Source organism: Amycolatopsis albidoflavus (assembly GCF_039525725.1).
GTDB classification, from domain to species: Bacteria; Actinomycetota; Actinomycetes; order Mycobacteriales; family Pseudonocardiaceae; genus Amycolatopsis; species Amycolatopsis albidoflava.
In genome coordinates, this window is record NZ_BAAAHV010000013.1 from 17,829 (window position 1) to 33,470 (window position 15,642).

A 15,642-nucleotide genomic window follows, 5' to 3' on the forward strand; every position below is an offset into this window, starting at 1 on the left:
CCGGTTGGCGCGGGGATCAGGGATCCGGGCCTGCGCCCGGTGTGCTGCGCTAGCCTGCGTTGTCCCGCCGGGACAGTCGCGTCGGCGAGCCGGCTAATGCGGACAGGCGCGCAGTCGTCGGCAGCTCGATCGGCATCGTCTCGTCGGCGTCCACGACTATGTTCGCGGCGGTCGCGCATTCGCACTCATCAACCAGCAGTTCGCACTCGTCGCAGAGAGGAATCGACCAGACGCGAGGGCACCAGCGTGCGCAGTCGCCGGGACGCGACGCGCACTCGACGCACTTGTCGCAGACAAGGCAAATCCCCGTCGGATCGGCCGTGTCGACGCTGTCGCACGCGATGCACATGCCGCTGTACCCGACGCGGTCGAACTGAACGGGAGGCTGGAAGTCCGAATTCGAGTACCAGATTCCGTCTTCCCAGATGCCCGCGTTCTCGTTGAAGACGTACGACTGTTTGGCGTAGGCCGGATCCACGGTGAGCACAACGACTTTGTTCCACGGCCCGAGCCAGCGTTCGAGGACAAAGCGCACGGCATCGTCGTCGAACCGGTCCGACATCGACTCGCCCAAGCAATCCTCGGCGAAGATTCGGGTGTCGGACTTCTTCTGCCCACGGCTGGGCTGGACGCTCGCCGGGAGAATTCCGTTGTGCGCCAGCACAGTGCTGGACCGAAGGTTGACCATGAACGGATGGATGTTCGCCATCGAGGTCTTCCCGTGCGTACGGAACCGGCTGTGGAACAACGCCGGTCCGCCGCGATGCTCGTGCCGGAGATGCGTGAACTTCTCCAGTGCCTCCTCGAAATCGAAGGACTTGCCGACGACGATGCCCTGCGCGGTGACGACGGCATAGCCGTGGCCGTCCGGGTTCAGCTCGGCCCCGTGGGCCAACGCCGCGGCTTCAGGCATAACGTCAGCCGGAAGGTAGGTCAGCATGCACATGCGAGCGCCTCGCATTCGCGCGAGAGGGCGTCGTACTCCGGCCGGTCGGCGGTCCAAGCAAGGAACGACTCCCAGGACCAGCCGTCCTCGCGGACGATGGCCCTGAGCGTCAACTGGTGCGCATATCGGACGCTGGCGTCGGCGAACGCGAGTGCGGCCTGAACTTCCCGCGGTTTGACGCTGCTGGCGAACATGCGCAACTCGAAGGTCTCGTCGTTCTGCACGTTGATCGCCGAGTAGCGGGGCCGGTCGCGGTCGCCTTTGCAGATGTCTTTGACCTCTGCGCGTTCCAGTTGGGAGAACTGTGCCCAGCTCGAATCGTGCCGGCGCGCGAGTTGCTGTACTTCCGAAGCGTTCCGGTAGATGAACTTCATCCAGCGGAACACGTGGCTATGACCGTCGAACGCCTCGCGACTGACGTGGATGTGGAGTCCAGCGTCGTCTCCGTCGCAGCCGCGGGCGGCCAGTTCGTCGAGCAGTCCCCAGGGAAAGTTCGCCTGTGCCCAGGCAAGCGACATCGGGTGGGTCACGAGTTCGAAACCGACGCTGATCGAGCCGTCCTCTTTGAGATAAGCCAAGCTGTCGATCCGGTCTTGGCACAGCTGGCAGAGTTGAGTGTCGAAGTCCGGAGTGTTGATCTCCAGTTCCATCCCGAGGAACAGGGGGCCGTCGCCGTGGAACCGCGGATACGGCTTGTAGCCGGCGCCGTAGACGTAGTCTTCCCAGCATCCTCGACGCTCGTTCTCGCATCCGGTGCACCGCGAGCGGCCGAGCACGAGGTACCTGCAGTCGAGGCACTCGTGATATCCGGCCGCTGCGGCGCAGTCGTCGCACAGCGACTCGCTGTCGTCTTCGACGATCAGCAGCGTGCGGAAGATGTGGGCGCAGTTGTCGCACTGGAGATAGTGCAGGGTCGTGCAGTCATCGCAGACGAACTCGCCATCGATATTGGTGCGTGTGTGTTCGGAGATGACCTCGGCATCGCAATGGAAGCAGACGTCCTCGTCTTGGGCTGTAGCAGTCAACCGTGACTCCTCAGACGCGAACCACCCTTCCCGGCCCGTTGCCCGAGCAACGGCGGAAGGGAGCGTGAGCCGGCGGTGCCGGCAGCCCACGGGCGTGGGCCGCGTCCCGAAGAGCGAGGGCGGCGCGCGGCGGCCCGTTCACCGACCGGTGGTCGGCTGGCAGGTGCTCGCTGTGCGCCGCCCTCGCTACCGTTGGTGCGGCCTACGTCTGCTGGCGTCGAGGCGCTCTCGCTGCCCGCTGGACTGAATCCTCAATGGACCAGTTCCGGGCAGTCCGCGCGCCCTCGGTCGTGCACTATGTTCAGTCATGCGGACTGCCCTGCGCTGGAGCAGCTTGATCACTGTGGTCGTCCTGACGAGTTTCATCGCTTGGGGTGGATAGGCGGGAAAGGCGACGGATGGTGGGGCGCGGTCGGCCGGTGATTCGGCGCGGTCGGATCGCTCGTCGCTGCCGGTGTCGCGCTGTGGGTGGCCGACCTGGGCCGACGGGACGCGGACCGCGAGCGCAGGGATGACGACCGCAACCAAGCGCCGCTTGTTTTCAGCGAGTACAAGCGACTGCCCACTAACCTGCGAGGTGAAGTCACGGTCACGAATCGCTCGACGGGCATGATCCTGAACCCGGTGGTCTTGGAGATCTCGACCGATCCGGCCTACGGGCCGGGACGGTGGGTCGTCGGCCGGGCGCACAGCCCTGATCGGGAAGAGTTCCTGATCTCTCTGCCCCGGGCCATCCGCAGCGGGGGAGAAGTCCGGACCGAAGAAGTCCGGCCTATGGAGCGGACCACAGCGCTGCCGGTCTACTTCCACACCGCAGACGGCCCGTCAACATTGGAGCCCGAAATCTCTCCCGTCGCGACGATCAGCTTTCTTGATCAGCACGGACGGGAATGGATCCGCCGCGGTGCCGACGAGCCACAGCGGCGGATCCGAGACCGCTAGACGGAGATGTGGCAGGCCGCGGTGGCCACCTCGGCGGCTCGCGTGCGGAGCAGTTCGTTGACGCCCGTCGATGCGGCGGAGCGGATCGAACCGGGCACTCCGTAGACGGGGCGGCCGAGCTCGCGAGAAACACGGGCGACGGTGAGTGCGCCGCTGCGTAACCCGGCTTCGACGATCAGAGTCGCTGACGAGAACGCAGCGAGCAGCCGACAGCGTGAACGAAACCGAGTGCGGGCAGGGCGAGTGCCGATGGGGTACTCGCTGACCAGCAGCCCGCCCTGGTCGAGCACGCTTTGGTAGAGCCGGGCGTGTGACCGCGGGTGGGTTTGGTCGATACCGGTGCCGAGCACGACGATCGTGGCGCCGTTGGCGGTAAGAGCACCACGGAGTGCGGCAGCGTCTATTCCGAAGCCTCCGCCGCTGATGACGGTCGTGCCGCCGCAGGCGAGTTCGTAGCCGAGATCGGTCGCGACGGTATCGCCGCACGGCGTCGACGACCGGGTACCGGTGATCGTGACTGCGGACCGGGTGAGGTCGGTGAGATTCGCGTTCCCGCGTGTCCAAAGGGCAAGAGGTGTGCCGTGACCTGCGAGTCCGGTTAGCCGGACGATCGGCCACTCGTCGTCTTCAGGAGTAAGCAGGCGGGCGGCGCCAGCGTCGAGGACGCGTAAATCCTCGTTGATCACGGCGTCGGGACGGGTGATCTCGTTGAGGACGGCGGCCGGTGCGATGCCTTGCCTGATGCGCTCGGCAGCGTCGACCGGACCGACGTCAGTGACGTAGCAGTGGACGTTGGGTGCCGGTGGTTCTGCCGCGCCGAGCAGGAAGAGCCTGGCGTGCAGTTCGGCTTGTGACGGCATAGACGGTTCCTCCAAAGAGGTCGCAGGCAGGCAAGGTTTCGCGACCGCCTGCCGAAGAGACGGGAGGAGCGGCTCAGTCGCTGATCGCAGCTCGAATGTCGGCGGCGGTGCGGAGAGTGCAGCGGGTACTGGAGTTTGCGTACGCCAGGTATTCCGGTCCGGTGAACCACAACGTGAGAGTTTCGGATCCGCGGGTGAATCCGCGACGGTACCCATGTGCGTTGCCGAGTTCGTCGAGCGGCACGGGAGGCAGAGCGCCGTCGAGTTCGCGGTCAGGGCGCGAGACCCATCCATGTGCGGCGAGATCGTCGATAATCTGCGGGTATTCCATGTCTTCACTGCGTGCGTGGGTGTAGCCAGCGGTGACTCGCGCCATGGTGTCGGCAAGGAGGTTCATGCGTTCGGTGACGTAGCGCAGGCCTTTCGGCGGGTATGGCTTCGCGCGGAACAGGGTGTTCGCGTCGTCGATGAAATCAGCTACCTGGATGCGTAGATCCTCTGCAAAGCCAGCAATTTCTTCAAGGCTGGCCTGACGCACTGCGGCGAGCTGCTCGGCGTCAGCAGCCCGCACGCGAAGCTGTTCAATCTGGGCCAGGTTCGGAACGGTCGGGTCGTTGTCGGCGTGCGGGCTCATCGCGAATAGTCCTGTCGGATTGCCGGTATTCAGCAGTTTGAGATGTGTGAAGTTGTTGAGGAGCAATGGATGTGGTCGGAATGCGGTCACTGTGGCGGTCGAGGGATCGGGCGGATCCGCAACGGGTGTTCGCCGCGGAACGAGGCCGCGAGGTGTCCGTGGTCGACGACGACGTGGTAATCGTTCAGCCGCACCGAATACCACCGTTCGGATCGAGCGCCGCGGCGAGCTGAAGAGTCCGCTGTCACGGGCACGCCCGGTACGGGCGTGGTGCGGCAGGTCGCGAGCGTTCCGTTGACCATCGGACACGCAGCGGCGGTGTAAGCGGCGCATTGGGGATGCAGGGCCGGTTCGCTGGTGCACTGTCGAGGCAGGTCGGACGCGCGCAGGAGAAGCACGACACGCTGGGGTGCGAGGCGGTGCCCGCACACTCCGCATAAGCGGTGCACGAGCGAATGTTCGGCATAGGTTTGCTCGATACTGCCGAACACATAGCGTCCGTCTTGCAGTTTCGGCGTTATCCACGGGACAACCAGTCCGCCGACACGCGGTCGACCGGACAGCCAGGCGGGAACGGGAGGGTGGTCAGCGTGCATGCTGAGGATTCCTCTTGGTTCGTGAGGCTCGTTCGATCCGGTCGCGGCGAGCGGCGTTGACCGCGGTCTGCCAGTGGCTCCACCGGCGACCTGCTTGGAGAGCCTTGTAATGTGCGATGTTGTTGGCGGGAATGCCGACGGGCGAGCGCCCGAGGACGGCGAGCAAGTCCGACTCTTCTTGCGAGTTCCAGCCGGCTTCGGTGATCGCGTCGGCGTCCGGAAACACGTCTGCGACGCGGTCCGCCGACGGATCGAGCTGGTCGTCTTGCCTGCCGCCGTAGGAGTAAACCCACCAGAAGTTGCGTGGTGGAGCGGTCTCGACGAGGGCTCGGAACGCGGCTACTTCCTTGGTGTAGGCGTAAAATCGGGTAGCTGGAGTGCTAGCGATGATGCGAAGCCAGGCCGACAGGTATTCGCCGCTGAAGAAGTCGCCGGAGTCGTGGATCCTCACCCAGCTGTCAGCGAACTTGGGGTGCGCCAGCTCGGCTGTTATCTCAGCGGTCCATCCGGGAAGGTCGTCGAGGACGTACCGGAGGTTCTCCTGGTGCCGCCGCAGCACGACCGGGAATCGGTAGGTTCCGTTGTACTGGCAACGTCGGGTATCAAACTTGCGGAATTCCAGTGGTAGGTAGGCGGTCCTGCTGCTGCCCATCCGGGGGCCTGCTTGCCCCTTGGCGCAGGATCAACGAAGACCGGCAACCGTCAGCAGGCGTCCCTACTGCAACAGTGTCGGCGTAGAGAACTACCAAGATGGCGGATAGCTCCAAGGCGACCTGCTCGTAATAAGCTCAGGCCTGGAACGATCCAATGGATAGGTGGCTAACTGGCGAGGCTGAGGGTGGGAGCAGATGAGAGAGCGGGGCTGGGGCCAATTAATTGCTGGAGCGCTGACGGTTGTCAGTGCAATCTTCATTGCAAGAAAATTCCAAGTCAAATCGAAAGGGAAAACTTCATTAGGTTCCAGTCGTTCGAATGAGTCGGCTGCATCGACAAGTGGTGATCGTGTGACCCCGCGCGTCTTGCTGAGTGAAAATTCGAATTCTGACGCTGTGACCGGTCGGGTGAATGCTGGTTTTGAATTGTTCGAACAGGCTGCTGTCGGCATTACATTCATCGACCTACTGTTTGCCGCAGTTCTTGCGAGGGTGCTCGAGATAGGCAACACCGCCTATGCGGCAGGCGTTTCCCATCTCATCCTATCCGTGACGGTCATTGTGACAAGCTGGATAGGCTACCGCAATAGTTCCAATAGGGCGCGAGAACGGCTTAAGTTCTTCAATATAGCCTTCTTTCAATTTGTGATCGAGATCTGCTTTCTCTACATATATTGGCTACTTGCAAACACTTACGAAGGTAGAGACTCGCTTCTTTCTCCCGTTGTAACCTCGGCGACCCCTGAGACTGCGATCATGGCAGTGTTCTTCGGCTTCAACTGCCTATGGGATCAACTGGCCCTCTGGCGGCGGAGGTCCAAGAAGTATCCTGCTTGTACTCTCAGTGAGGATCTTCCGCGTAGGCGATTGCCTACGATGGTCGGTTTTCTTTTGTATACTGCCGGATTTGCACTTGTTAGCATGTTGGACTTTAATTCGCTGATTAGTGTCATAGTTGTCGATTCGATACTTGCCGTAGTCGCGGTAACCCATCGGTTCCTTCAGGGTATCCCTTGGGTGATGAAGACTCGGCGCGAGCTTGAAGATCAAAAATATTATCGGTCTCGAATGAGCTGATAGGACATCGCGCTTCAGGGCGAGATTCGCGCAGAGCGGGCGTAGCAGACGCTCGCGCAGACTCCGGCGGACGGGCCAGGTGTTGTAGTTGCGGCCGTCACGGAGCGTGCCGGCAAACGCTGGCAGTGACCAGTTCCAGATGCCGAACCGCTTGAGTTCGCGGTTCTGCCGTAGCAAAGTGATTGGCGCTCCTCGAAATCAAGTGAGGAGGGCCGGACGAACGTCCTCTGTTGAGAGTACGCTCGTTCGGCGGTTACTGGCGGAACGACCGGTTCTGTCGGGGTGCCGAACGCCGAGCGGGAGCAAGCGGCGACGGCTCAGATGCGGGACCGAAGTGCGTGCCAGCCGCGAAAATGCCTACGTGGTAAGCAATCGCGACTGCGTGGGCTCGATTGGCGGCCCGGAGCTTGCGGAACGCGTTGTACAGGTGCGTCTTCACTGTTTCGGCGCTGACGTGCTCCAGTTGCGCGATCTGGTGGTTGGACAGGCCGCGAGCGACGTGCGCGAGCATCTGGATTTCACGTCCGGTGAGAGCCGGTCGGCGCTTCATCGTGCCCTCCGCAGTACCCGCTGCCACCAGCTCGCGGTTCGCAGGGTGCGCTTGGTGCAGGTCAGGACGGAGCAGTCGGCGGGAACTCCGGCCTGGCGGGCGCGGCGGGAGGATCGGCGGGCTCGGCCGAACCGGTTGACAATCTCCCGGACGGCGCGCGTGTGCTGACTTGCGTCGCGATCCCAATCCCCGGGGACTACGGCGAGAAGATTCCCGTTGTCGGCGACCAGAGACCACGCCATGAGCACTGGCTCGGCCCAATCGGGTCGGAATACCTGATTGAGGATGACGGCGTCGAACCGCGCAATGCCGTCGTCCCGCAACTGTTTGAGATCGCCGGTCGACTGGGAGAACGTCAACGACGCTTGGGGCTCGCGCGTGGCGAGACGCACCTGCTCGGACGCGTCGGTGCAGGAGCAGCACACGAGAACTTGCCTGGACGGGGAACTTTCGGAACACGCCGAGACGTCGCGGTCGGAGACGTCTTGAGATGTCCTTGCGGTTTTCTGGCGTCGGTGCATGACGACTGGTTCCTTCGTGCCGGAGGACGGACCTGCGTCCCTCAGCAGCCGCGCGTCGCGGACGTGCAAGCCCGCGGACGGCGACAGGTCCGGCGACTCGTCGGGTCCGGGCTTGCACGTCGCCGCGTGGATGCTTGGGTGGCTGGGCCGTCTTCGGTGCGACGGAACTCGGTGGCTTCGCGGATGGCCAATTGACTCAGGATTTGACTTCACCTGTTGACAAAACAGAACACCCTGGGCAATCTGAAGGCAGAAGGTGATCAGCCGTCAGCTCGGACCGGAGTGGCTGCGGCGGCACCTTCCGGTCGGCGGCTTCTTCCTTGTCACCCCCCTTTGTGGATGCCGCGGTCCGGCCTGGGAGGCGGTTGTCGGGGAGGGCGCCGCCTCCTAGGCGACCGGTCCAGCGCTTGACTCTTGTTGAATTCGCTTCCGGAGTGCAGGGCTCTGTGTTGCGGGAGGGTGGGCACATGTCCGGGAAGCACGAACAAAGCACTGAGCCATCCGAGTGAAGTGTTGCGTTCTGCATACACTTGGGCACTCAGCGGTATACGTTGATCCACTTGGAGGCGGTGGGTGGAGCCGTCTTCAAGAAGTCATATCGGCAGGGGAGGCCGTATGAATCTCGTTGTCGTGCGTGGAATGCCCATGGATTCGCGTCGCCACCTGCACGGAAGCAGGCGCCGCGACCTGTGACAGCTGCCGCGGGGCCTGGCAGAAGTTGCCTGGCCCGTCCGAACGTCCGGTTCGCCGTGGTCGGGGCCTAGTCGACCCGGTCCCGGTGACGCGCGACCACCGCGGGGGATGAATGTCTGCAGGAGTGAAGCCCGGCTTCGCCGCACCATTGCGAAGCAGCGAATTCCGGGCGTTGTGGCTTGCCGAGCTGAGTTCCGTCGTCGGCGACCAGCTCGCGCGGGTGGCGCTTGCCTTAGTCGTCTATGCGCAGACTTCGTCCGCCTTGCTCACCGCACTGACATACGGCCTGACCCTCGTGCCCAGCTTGCTGGGCGGAATGTTGTTGTCTGGCTTGGCCGACAGGCTTCCCCGACGCACCGTCATGGCTGCGGCGGATGCGGCACGTGCCGTGCTCGCTGGGGCGATGGCCGTGCCCGGGCTGCCATTGCCGGTGTTGTGGGGTTGCGTCGGGCTCCTGAGTTTCGCTGCAGGACCGTTCAAAGCCGCGCAGATGTCGTTGTTGCCGGAAGTCCTCGGCCGAGGTGAGTGCTACGAGGCGGGGCTTGCGCTACGACAGTTCACAACTCAGGTCGCGCAACTCGGGGGATTCGCTGGGGGAGGGCTGCTGCTGGCGTGGCTTGATCCGCATGTCGCGATGGGACTCAACGCGGGCACGTTCGTGGTTAGCACAGTCTTTGTGCTGCGCGGCGTGCGGCCGCGGCCGGCTGCGCGTACGGCGGCGGAACAGCCGGAAGTCTCAGAGCCAGGTGACGGCATTCCTCGCGGCAGTCGCGCTACCGTTGTCGCGTTGTTCGGGCTTGTAGTGCTGCTCGGCCTGTATATCGTTCCCGAGGGGTTGGCCGCGCCGTACGGGCACGCGGTCGGCGTCGGCGCGCTTGGGATCGGATTGCTGATGGCCGCCGACCCCGTCGGCAGCGCGATTGGCGCTTGGGTTTCTACGCTGGTGGCGCTGCCGACCAAGGTGTCGACGGTCGCCGCGCTGGCGGTGCTGGCTGGGGTGCCGCTGATCGCCTGCGCGGCGAGCCCGAATCTTGCGGTGACGCTGGTGCTGTGGGCGATGACCGGCGCGGTTGCCGAGGTGTACGTGATCAAGGCGCAGGCGCTGGTGGTCAAGGTCGTGCCGAACCGAAGACTCGGTGGCGTGATGGGCCGGATGGGAACGGCAATGTACTGCTCGCAGGGCCTGATAATCGTGGCCGGCGGAGCCGTCGCGGACCGCATTGGTCCATTTCTGGCGATAGCCGCAGCCGGAGCGAGCGCTGCGGTGGTCGCCGTGATCGTTGGCGCTGGGTGGTGGGCGGCTCGCTCCCGGGGAGCAACCAGGAGCGAGCCGATCTCAGCTGATCGGGAGCACGATCACCATTCCTTGCCGCGCACGTTCGGCACCTCCCCCCGGGACCAGGACCGCCTGACCGACCGGGCAGTGCACCACGAGGCAGCGCCGACCCGGTCGGCGACACACAGGAGCCAGTATGGCGGGTAGGCAAGCCATGGAGCCAGGCTCGACGAAAACCACGGCGCGAAGGCGGATGTCGGATCGGAAATCGCGGCTGAGGGACGCTCCGCTTTCGGTTTTCGTGACAGTGGTGCTCGTCGATGTCCTCGCAGCCTTGCTGGTGCTCTGCTGGTTGTGGATCGGACCGCCGGTATTTGCTGACGTCGGGAAGTCGACGCTCATTGCTGTGGGAGGGCTGCTGAGCGCGGAACTGACCTGGCGTCTCGAACGCCAGCGTCGACAGCTCACCGACACCCCGCACGTCAACATGAGTTCGGTGGCGATCCTGGCGGTCACGCTGGTTTCCGGCCCGGTCGTGGGATCGATGACTGCTGCGGTGCTTTACCTGCATCTTTGGTGGAGGGCGTCCCGGTGGACCAGTGGGATCGCTCCGTACCGGGCGGTGTTCAACACCAGCGCGATGATCGTCTCGGCGTGCGTTTCGTACGGCGTGGTCCGTGCATCGTCGTCCGAGAACGTGCTGAGTGCGTCGAGCGAGGTGAGCGCTTTGGTGCTGTTCGCCGCGATCGCGACGTTTTGGCTGGTCAATACGTTGGCTGTCGGCGCTGCGATCGTCACGGCGGAGAAGCAGCGTTCGGTCGCCGGTATCGTTGGCGGTTGGAGCGCGAATGCGCTGGAGATCGTGACTCTGTTCCTGGGCGCGGTCACTGCGGTGTTCGTCGAGCTGCGGCCGTGGCTCGCGCTTTTCCTGCTGCCGCTGGTTTACGTGCTGCACCGCAGCGACTCGGTGAAGCATCTCGAGTCCGCGGCCAGCACCGACCGTAAGACCGGTCTGCTCAACATGGAGACGTGGCGGTGCCTGGCCGAAGCGGGTCTGCGGAAGGCGCGACGGCACCACGTGCCGGTCGCGGTGCTGATGCTCGACCTGGACTTCTTCAAACGCATCAACGACACCCACGGCCACCTTTTCGGTGACGATGTCCTCCGTGCGGTCGCGCAGGTGATCAGCAGCGAGACGCGTCGGACGGATCTGGTGGGCCGCTTCGGTGGCGAGGAATTCGTGATCTTCCTGTCCGACGTCAGCCTCGACAGAGCGACTGAGATCGCCGAGCGCATTCGCGGTGCTGTTGCCTCGCTGGAGATAACCCCCGAGGAGAAGGACAGTTCGCCCGCCGTCCCTGTTCGCGTCACGGTCGGCGTGGCGTGTGACGACGGATGCGGCGACGACATCGACTTGAACCAGCTCCTGCTCGCGGCGGACAACCGGCTGTTCTTCGCCAAAGGCCAAGGCCGCGACCGAATCAACGCGGGTTACACCAGTCAGGCTCGCTGACCTGCGGTTGCCACCTAGTGACTCGGTGCTGCTTCGTGCCGGTGCATCCACTCGATCAGCGGACGGACGGCACGCAACGCTTCCGCGCCTTTCCGCGTCAGCTCGTACCAGGTCGGCTTGAAGTGACCTTCGTCGGTGTGCAGGCGCACGAGTCCGTTGTCTTGAGCTCGTTTGAGCGTCTTGGTGAGGCTTTGGTCCGACAGGGGACTGACGTCGTCGCCATTGTCCGGTCGCACTTCACCTTCGTTCACCCGGTCGCGAATGTCGCGGTATTGGAGCTTGTCCTCGGTGGAGAGCGCGGCCAACACCACGATCATCCACCGGCCTCGGAGCATCTCGACCGCCAACTCGAAGGTCTTCTGGTACGACATGTTCTGCCTCGACACGTTCTCAGCTAACACGATCCGCGCGGCGGTGTCTCGCTGAGCCGCAGACTCGCCTCCCGCTGCGCCGAATGAGTGAAAGCAGCCCGGAACACCCCTGCGTGAGTCGACACCCGCCACTTGCGTGAGTCGGCGGATTGCCTGGTAGGCAGGCCGCAGCCGGGACTGACCGTCTGGCACCGCACAAGGCGAGGCTTGGGTCGGAGGCCAGGAGCAGGCCGCCGACCCGAGCCGCGCCGCGAAGGGGAAATCGGCCGCCGGGCCGAGTCCAGAAGGACGGGGAATGCGCGCGAATCGAGCGGAAGTATCCAACCAGGAACCGAGCATGGTCGCCGAGGTCGCGAGACTCGTCAGAGAGCTTCCGATCCCGCGGCCGTTCAGCATGAACGCCTTGATCGACCGACTGAACAGGCTTCGAGACAAGCCCATCCGGTTGATGCGCGGCGACCTGACGGGAACCCTGCCGACCGGCATGCTGCTGCGGACCGAGACTGCGGACTACATCGTCGTGATCCGCGACGTCGAGCGCGGACATGCTCGCCACATCCACTTTCACGAACTCGGCCACATCGTCCTCGAAGACGCTGCGATGGCCGGTCCGTGCTTGCCGGTTGCGGACCCGCATCGCTGCGACGCCGACGAGTTGCTGGCGGAGGAGTTCGCCTTTCAACTGGCCGAGCGAGTCGATACGCACGCTCTCGACAGACGCCGCGCGGCTGAGACCCCGGCGGTCGCGGCGTTGGGCAAGACGTTCGCGGCCGCGGCGGATCTGCGCGACGCGCATGCCTGAATCGCACGGCTGGGTTGCGTTGACGGCGGCTTCGGTGGTCACAGTCGAAGGCGTCCGAACGCTGATCGTGTTCGCTCGGCACCGTCACGCGCGAGGAAAGATGTACCTCGGGACGATTCTGATGTTGTTCGGTACGTCGCTGGCGCTCAGAGCACCAGATGCCATCACGACGACGACCGAGGCGACCGGCGTGCCGAACCTGACGGTCTTCGTGCGGGCGGCATGCTCGTTGGGAACCGTGATCGGGGTCGTCGGCCTCCTTGAACTCAGCGGATGGGCTTGGTTGCGGCTGAGGTACGCCCTGGCAGCCGTCGCCGTCGGCACGTGCGCCCTTGCCTGGCTTGCTTTCGGCTGCTCGCGTCCGCGCGGAGGGCCTGAGCTGCTAGCCGCCGTAGTGTGGATCAGCGGCGCTGTCCCGGGGCTGGCCTTCGCGGCGGTCACATTGCGGATCCGGACGGTCGTTCGGCAAGCATCTTGGCGGGTGCGCGTGGCGGGCACTCTGACGATTGCTGGCTGCCTGGTATGCACTGCCGGGGTAGTGGCGAGCCTGGTCACCGTTACGGGAGGGCCTGACCTGTCCGGTGGCAACGAGTGGCGTGGCCTCGTGGTGCAGAGTGGCGGCGGCATGCTCGTCGCGGCGGGTTCGTGTTTCGGCGAAGCCGTGGGCCTCGTCGCCGATGTGCGCAGAAGGCGGGAGAACGTGCGAGTTCGGCGTTTGTGGCGCTATGTGGAGCCGATCAGGTGGACGATGACCGACCGGATTCACGCGGGCGGGGTGCCGAGTCGAGAGATCATTGACATCTACGATTCGCTCCTTCTTGCGCGGCAACAGAACTGCGGACGGGTGCGCGCAAGGGCAGCGCTGGTCGCTGATGCGGCAGGCCTTGGCCAGAGGGACCGAACCGAATTCATTGACGCTGTCGAGCTGCGCGCCGCGGTGAACAGGACTTGTCGTCGCCAGAGCGGGGCTGTGCCCCTCGAGGTCTGCCCGCTTGACCTCAATGTGGAGAAAGATCCGCTGGATGTCGATGTGGCGGCCCAACGTTCTCAGGTCGCCAGGTTGGCCAAGCTCGTGCTGCGGAACGGGACGGTGCGGCGTACCGCCTGATATCAGCGCGGGGAAGATCGGCGAAGGGAGGGGGCGGGATCGGTGACTGCCAGGTGGCGGAAGCAGCCACCGATCCCTGCCGGTGACCGCAGGACAGCCGGGCGGCCCCTGCTCACTCCTGCGATTCACGAAGGTGGTGGCCGGCACCCCGCGCGACTCGCTGTACGTGCTGGACGTGCTCTACGACCGCGGCCGCAGACCATCGTCACCGACACCGCCTCCTACAGCGACATCGTGTTCGGGCTCCTGCCCTTGGCCGGGTGGACGTACGCGCCGCAGCTGGCCGACCTGCCCGACCAGAAACTGTGACGGGTCGAGGCGAAAGCCGACTACGGGCCGTTCAACCAGGCCGCGCGCGGGAAGATCGACTTGGAGCGGATCGCCCGGCACTGGGAGGACATCCTGCGGGTGATCGCCTCGATCCACACCGGCGCGGTCCGCGCGCACGACGTGATCAGGATGCTCTCGCGCGACGGGAACCCGTCCCATCTCGGCGAGGCGATCGCCCACTACGGCCGGATCCACAAGTTGCTGCACGTGCTGCGGATGGCCGACGAACCCGGCTACCGGCGCACCATGAAAGCCCAGGGCAACCTCCAGGAAGGCCGCCACGCCCTCGGGCGGGACATCTTCCACGGCCGCCGCGGCGAGCTGCGCCAGCGCTACTACGAAGGCATGGAAGACCAGCTCGGCGCGCTGGGCCTGGTGCTCAACGCGGTCGTGCTGTTCAACACTCGCTACCTCGACGCGGTGCTCGCGAGGCTGCGCGCCGACGGTGCGGAGGACCGCGACGAGGACGCCGCCCGGCTCTCCCCGTTTCGCCACCGCCACATCAACCTGCTCGGCAAGTACTCGTTCTTCCTGCCCGCCGAGCTCGCCGGGGGCCTACGGCCGTTGAGCGACCCCGACGCCGTCCTGGACGACGACGAGGACGAGGACGACGAGATCGAGTAGGGAAAAGCCTGGTCAGTGGCGGTGGCGGCGCCGGTTCTCCGCAGCGGGGCGATCATCCTGGGAGGGGGGTGATGCCGATGACGTCGGTGTCGGCGATCCAGGCGATGCGGGGCCGGGGCGTGCCGGGTTCGGCGACGGGGATGAACAGGACGCCGGTGGCGGGGTCGTGGATGCCCGGGCCGGCGACGACGCCGGTGCCCGGGGCGCTGCCGGGGCCGCGGGTGCGGTAGGTGAGCAGCCAGCCCGTGGGGTAGTCGTCGTCCAGGCCATGCGGCTCGTGCAGGTCGCTCATGACGGTCGCGGGCGGGGGCTAGCCAGCGGTGTTCTCGACGCGGCGGGCGAGCCCGGCGAGGGCGCGGTCGATGACGACACGCTCGGCCTGGCGGAGAACGACGGACGGGACGGGGACTTTCAGCGCGGTCGCCAGCCGGTAGACCGCCCGGGTGCCCGCTCCGGCGGCGGCGAGGGTGTAGGTGCCGTCGAGTTTTTCGAGGATCCGGGAGGACTCCAGTGTCCAGGACGCCGACCGGTCGCCGTCCCACCGGTAGGCGAGGACCTGCTCGTCGAGGATCGAGGCGGCGTCCAGGCTCAGCCGGACCCGGGCCGCGCGCCCCTCGAGGTCGCGGTCGAGGACCTGCGCGCGGGTGATCTCGCCGATCCACTCGGGGTAGGCCGCGACGTCGGCGATCACCGCCATCACCCGTGCCGGCGCCGCCGGGATCACAATGCTCGACCGGGTCTGTTCTGTCTGTTCCGCCGTCGTTTCCACGTGGCCCTCCTTCAACCGCCGCCGGGCCCGCGCGCAGCGGCGAGCGGGCCCATTGTGACCGGCCGCGCCCCGCGACCGAGCCCGCGACCCGACCGGCCGACACCGCGTTCACCCGGTCGGGTGGCGGCCCTCGCTCGCGCGGGCGAGGCCTCGTCCGGGACGGGGGTCCGGCCCCTGGCGACTAGCCCGGCGGGGACGCGGGCAACGCGGCGCTCGGCGGGGTCACTCCGGCGGGTGTCGGGCGCCGCTCGGCCGGGGCGGGCCCGGGTCTCGCCGACCACTGTCGCGGGCGGTCTGTCGGCGTGAGTGTCCTTGCCGGGTGAAGACCGGCATCCGGCCGGGTTTTCCAGGT

At 65.4% G+C, this 15,642-nt stretch carries 15 protein-coding genes and 2 pseudogenes; 7 read left to right on the forward strand and 10 right to left on the reverse strand.

Annotation, left to right across the window (positions count from 1 at the left end):
- Window positions 1–49: 49 nt before the first annotated feature.
- Window positions 50–913 (reverse strand): class II glutamine amidotransferase, encoded by an 864-nt coding sequence (locus ABD156_RS23820; RefSeq protein WP_344277701.1) that lies wholly within the window; start codon window positions 911–913, stop codon window positions 50–52.
- A gap of 20 nt (window positions 914–933) precedes the next feature.
- Entirely contained in the window at window positions 934–1,971 is a 1,038-nt protein-coding gene (locus ABD156_RS23825; protein ID WP_344277704.1) for a hypothetical protein, read from the reverse strand.
- A gap of 468 nt (window positions 1,972–2,439) precedes the next feature.
- Here ABD156_RS23825 and ABD156_RS23830 point away from each other — a divergent pair, with 468 nt between their 5' ends.
- The gene (locus ABD156_RS23830) at window positions 2,440–2,913 is read left to right on the forward strand and encodes a hypothetical protein (protein WP_344277706.1); all 474 of its coding nucleotides are present in this window, start codon (window positions 2,440–2,442) and stop codon (window positions 2,911–2,913) included.
- On the opposite strand, the gene ABD156_RS23835 is transcribed toward ABD156_RS23830, so the two are convergent.
- From ABD156_RS23835 to ABD156_RS23845, 3 genes are all read right to left on the reverse strand, one after another.
- Window positions 2,910–3,773, reverse strand: coding sequence for a DNA-processing protein DprA (locus ABD156_RS23835; RefSeq protein ID WP_344277709.1), 864 nt, complete (start codon window positions 3,771–3,773; stop codon window positions 2,910–2,912). The genes ABD156_RS23830 and ABD156_RS23835 overlap by 4 nt on opposite strands.
- A gap of 73 nt (window positions 3,774–3,846) precedes the next feature.
- A complete protein-coding gene (locus ABD156_RS23840) occupies window positions 3,847–4,497 on the reverse strand; it encodes a hypothetical protein (RefSeq protein WP_344277712.1) in 651 nt (216 codons plus the stop codon).
- A gap of 495 nt (window positions 4,498–4,992) precedes the next feature.
- Complete coding sequence (locus ABD156_RS23845; protein ID WP_344277716.1) at window positions 4,993–5,655, reverse strand: GP88 family protein; 663 nt, start codon at window positions 5,653–5,655, stop codon at window positions 4,993–4,995.
- Window positions 5,656–5,851: 196 nt separating this feature from the next.
- On the opposite strand from ABD156_RS23845, the gene ABD156_RS23850 reads away from it, so the two are divergent.
- Window positions 5,852–6,733: a hypothetical protein gene (locus ABD156_RS23850; RefSeq protein WP_344278079.1), complete on the forward strand. Its 882-nt coding sequence runs from the start codon at window positions 5,852–5,854 to the stop codon at window positions 6,731–6,733.
- Between the two features lie 35 nt (window positions 6,734–6,768).
- Here the strand turns inward: ABD156_RS23850 and ABD156_RS47850 are convergent.
- Both ABD156_RS47850 and ABD156_RS23860 read right to left on the reverse strand, forming a co-directional pair.
- A pseudogene (locus ABD156_RS47850) lies at window positions 6,769–6,916 on the reverse strand (GP88 family protein); the annotation flags it as partial.
- Window positions 6,917–6,986: 70 nt separating this feature from the next.
- Window positions 6,987–7,283 (reverse strand): response regulator transcription factor, encoded by a 297-nt coding sequence (locus ABD156_RS23860; RefSeq protein ID WP_344277719.1) that lies wholly within the window; start codon window positions 7,281–7,283, stop codon window positions 6,987–6,989.
- Window positions 7,284–8,621: 1,338 nt separating this feature from the next.
- Between ABD156_RS23860 and ABD156_RS23865 the strand changes: the two genes are divergently transcribed.
- Both ABD156_RS23865 and ABD156_RS23870 read left to right on the forward strand, forming a co-directional pair.
- Window positions 8,622–9,980 carry an MFS transporter gene (locus ABD156_RS23865; RefSeq protein WP_344277722.1) on the forward strand — a complete coding sequence of 453 codons (1,359 nt, stop codon included), beginning with the start codon at window positions 8,622–8,624 and terminating at the stop codon, window positions 9,978–9,980.
- A 46-nt stretch (window positions 9,981–10,026) separates the two neighbouring features.
- Window positions 10,027–11,286 carry a GGDEF domain-containing protein gene (locus ABD156_RS23870; protein WP_344277725.1) on the forward strand — a complete coding sequence of 420 codons (1,260 nt, stop codon included), beginning with the start codon at window positions 10,027–10,029 and terminating at the stop codon, window positions 11,284–11,286.
- A 14-nt stretch (window positions 11,287–11,300) separates the two neighbouring features.
- Here ABD156_RS23870 and ABD156_RS23875 read toward each other — a convergent pair whose 3' ends face one another.
- A complete protein-coding gene (locus ABD156_RS23875; RefSeq protein ID WP_344277728.1) occupies window positions 11,301–11,672 on the reverse strand; it encodes a winged helix-turn-helix transcriptional regulator in 372 nt (123 codons plus the stop codon).
- A 322-nt stretch (window positions 11,673–11,994) separates the two neighbouring features.
- Here ABD156_RS23875 and ABD156_RS23880 point away from each other — a divergent pair, with 322 nt between their 5' ends.
- The 3 genes and pseudogenes from ABD156_RS23880 (at window position 11,995) to ABD156_RS23890 (ending at window position 14,521) form a co-directional block, all read left to right on the forward strand.
- Entirely contained in the window at window positions 11,995–12,459 is a 465-nt protein-coding gene (locus tag ABD156_RS23880; RefSeq protein WP_344277731.1) for a hypothetical protein, read from the forward strand.
- Window positions 12,460–12,493: 34 nt separating this feature from the next.
- On the forward strand, window positions 12,494–13,567 hold the full coding sequence (locus ABD156_RS23885; RefSeq protein ID WP_344277734.1) for a hypothetical protein: 1,074 nt from the start codon (window positions 12,494–12,496) through the stop codon (window positions 13,565–13,567).
- 42 nt (window positions 13,568–13,609) lie between these two features.
- Window positions 13,610–14,521: pseudogene (locus ABD156_RS23890) on the forward strand (Tn3 family transposase).
- A 52-nt stretch (window positions 14,522–14,573) separates the two neighbouring features.
- Here the strand turns inward: ABD156_RS23890 and ABD156_RS23895 are convergent.
- Both ABD156_RS23895 and ABD156_RS23900 read right to left on the reverse strand, forming a co-directional pair.
- Window positions 14,574–14,813 (reverse strand): hypothetical protein, encoded by a 240-nt coding sequence (locus tag ABD156_RS23895; RefSeq protein ID WP_344277737.1) that lies wholly within the window; start codon window positions 14,811–14,813, stop codon window positions 14,574–14,576.
- Window positions 14,814–14,831: 18 nt separating this feature from the next.
- Window positions 14,832–15,290 (reverse strand): SRPBCC family protein, encoded by a 459-nt coding sequence (locus tag ABD156_RS23900; protein ID WP_344277739.1) that lies wholly within the window; start codon window positions 15,288–15,290, stop codon window positions 14,832–14,834.
- Window positions 15,291–15,642 lie beyond the last annotated feature (352 nt).

Bases quoted from the DNA above. Each gene is read 5' to 3' on its own strand.
- ABD156_RS23835 (WP_344277709.1), bottom strand. From the start codon at position 3,773: ATGCCGTCACAAGCCGAACTGCACGCCAGGCTCTTCCTGCTCGGCGCG.
- ABD156_RS23870 (WP_344277725.1), top strand. From the start codon at position 10,027: ATGTCGGATCGGAAATCGCGGCTGAGGGACGCTCCGCTTTCGGTTTTC.
- ABD156_RS23820 (WP_344277701.1), bottom strand. From the start codon at position 913: ATGCCTGAAGCCGCGGCGTTGGCCCACGGGGCCGAGCTGAACCCGGAC.
- ABD156_RS23850 (WP_344278079.1), top strand. From the start codon at position 5,852: ATGAGAGAGCGGGGCTGGGGCCAATTAATTGCTGGAGCGCTGACGGTT.
- ABD156_RS23880 (WP_344277731.1), top strand. From the start codon at position 11,995: ATGGTCGCCGAGGTCGCGAGACTCGTCAGAGAGCTTCCGATCCCGCGG.
- ABD156_RS23860 (WP_344277719.1), bottom strand. From the start codon at position 7,283: ATGAAGCGCCGACCGGCTCTCACCGGACGTGAAATCCAGATGCTCGCG.
- ABD156_RS23845 (WP_344277716.1), bottom strand. From the start codon at position 5,655: ATGGGCAGCAGCAGGACCGCCTACCTACCACTGGAATTCCGCAAGTTT.
- ABD156_RS23895 (WP_344277737.1), bottom strand. From the start codon at position 14,813: ATGAGCGACCTGCACGAGCCGCATGGCCTGGACGACGACTACCCCACG.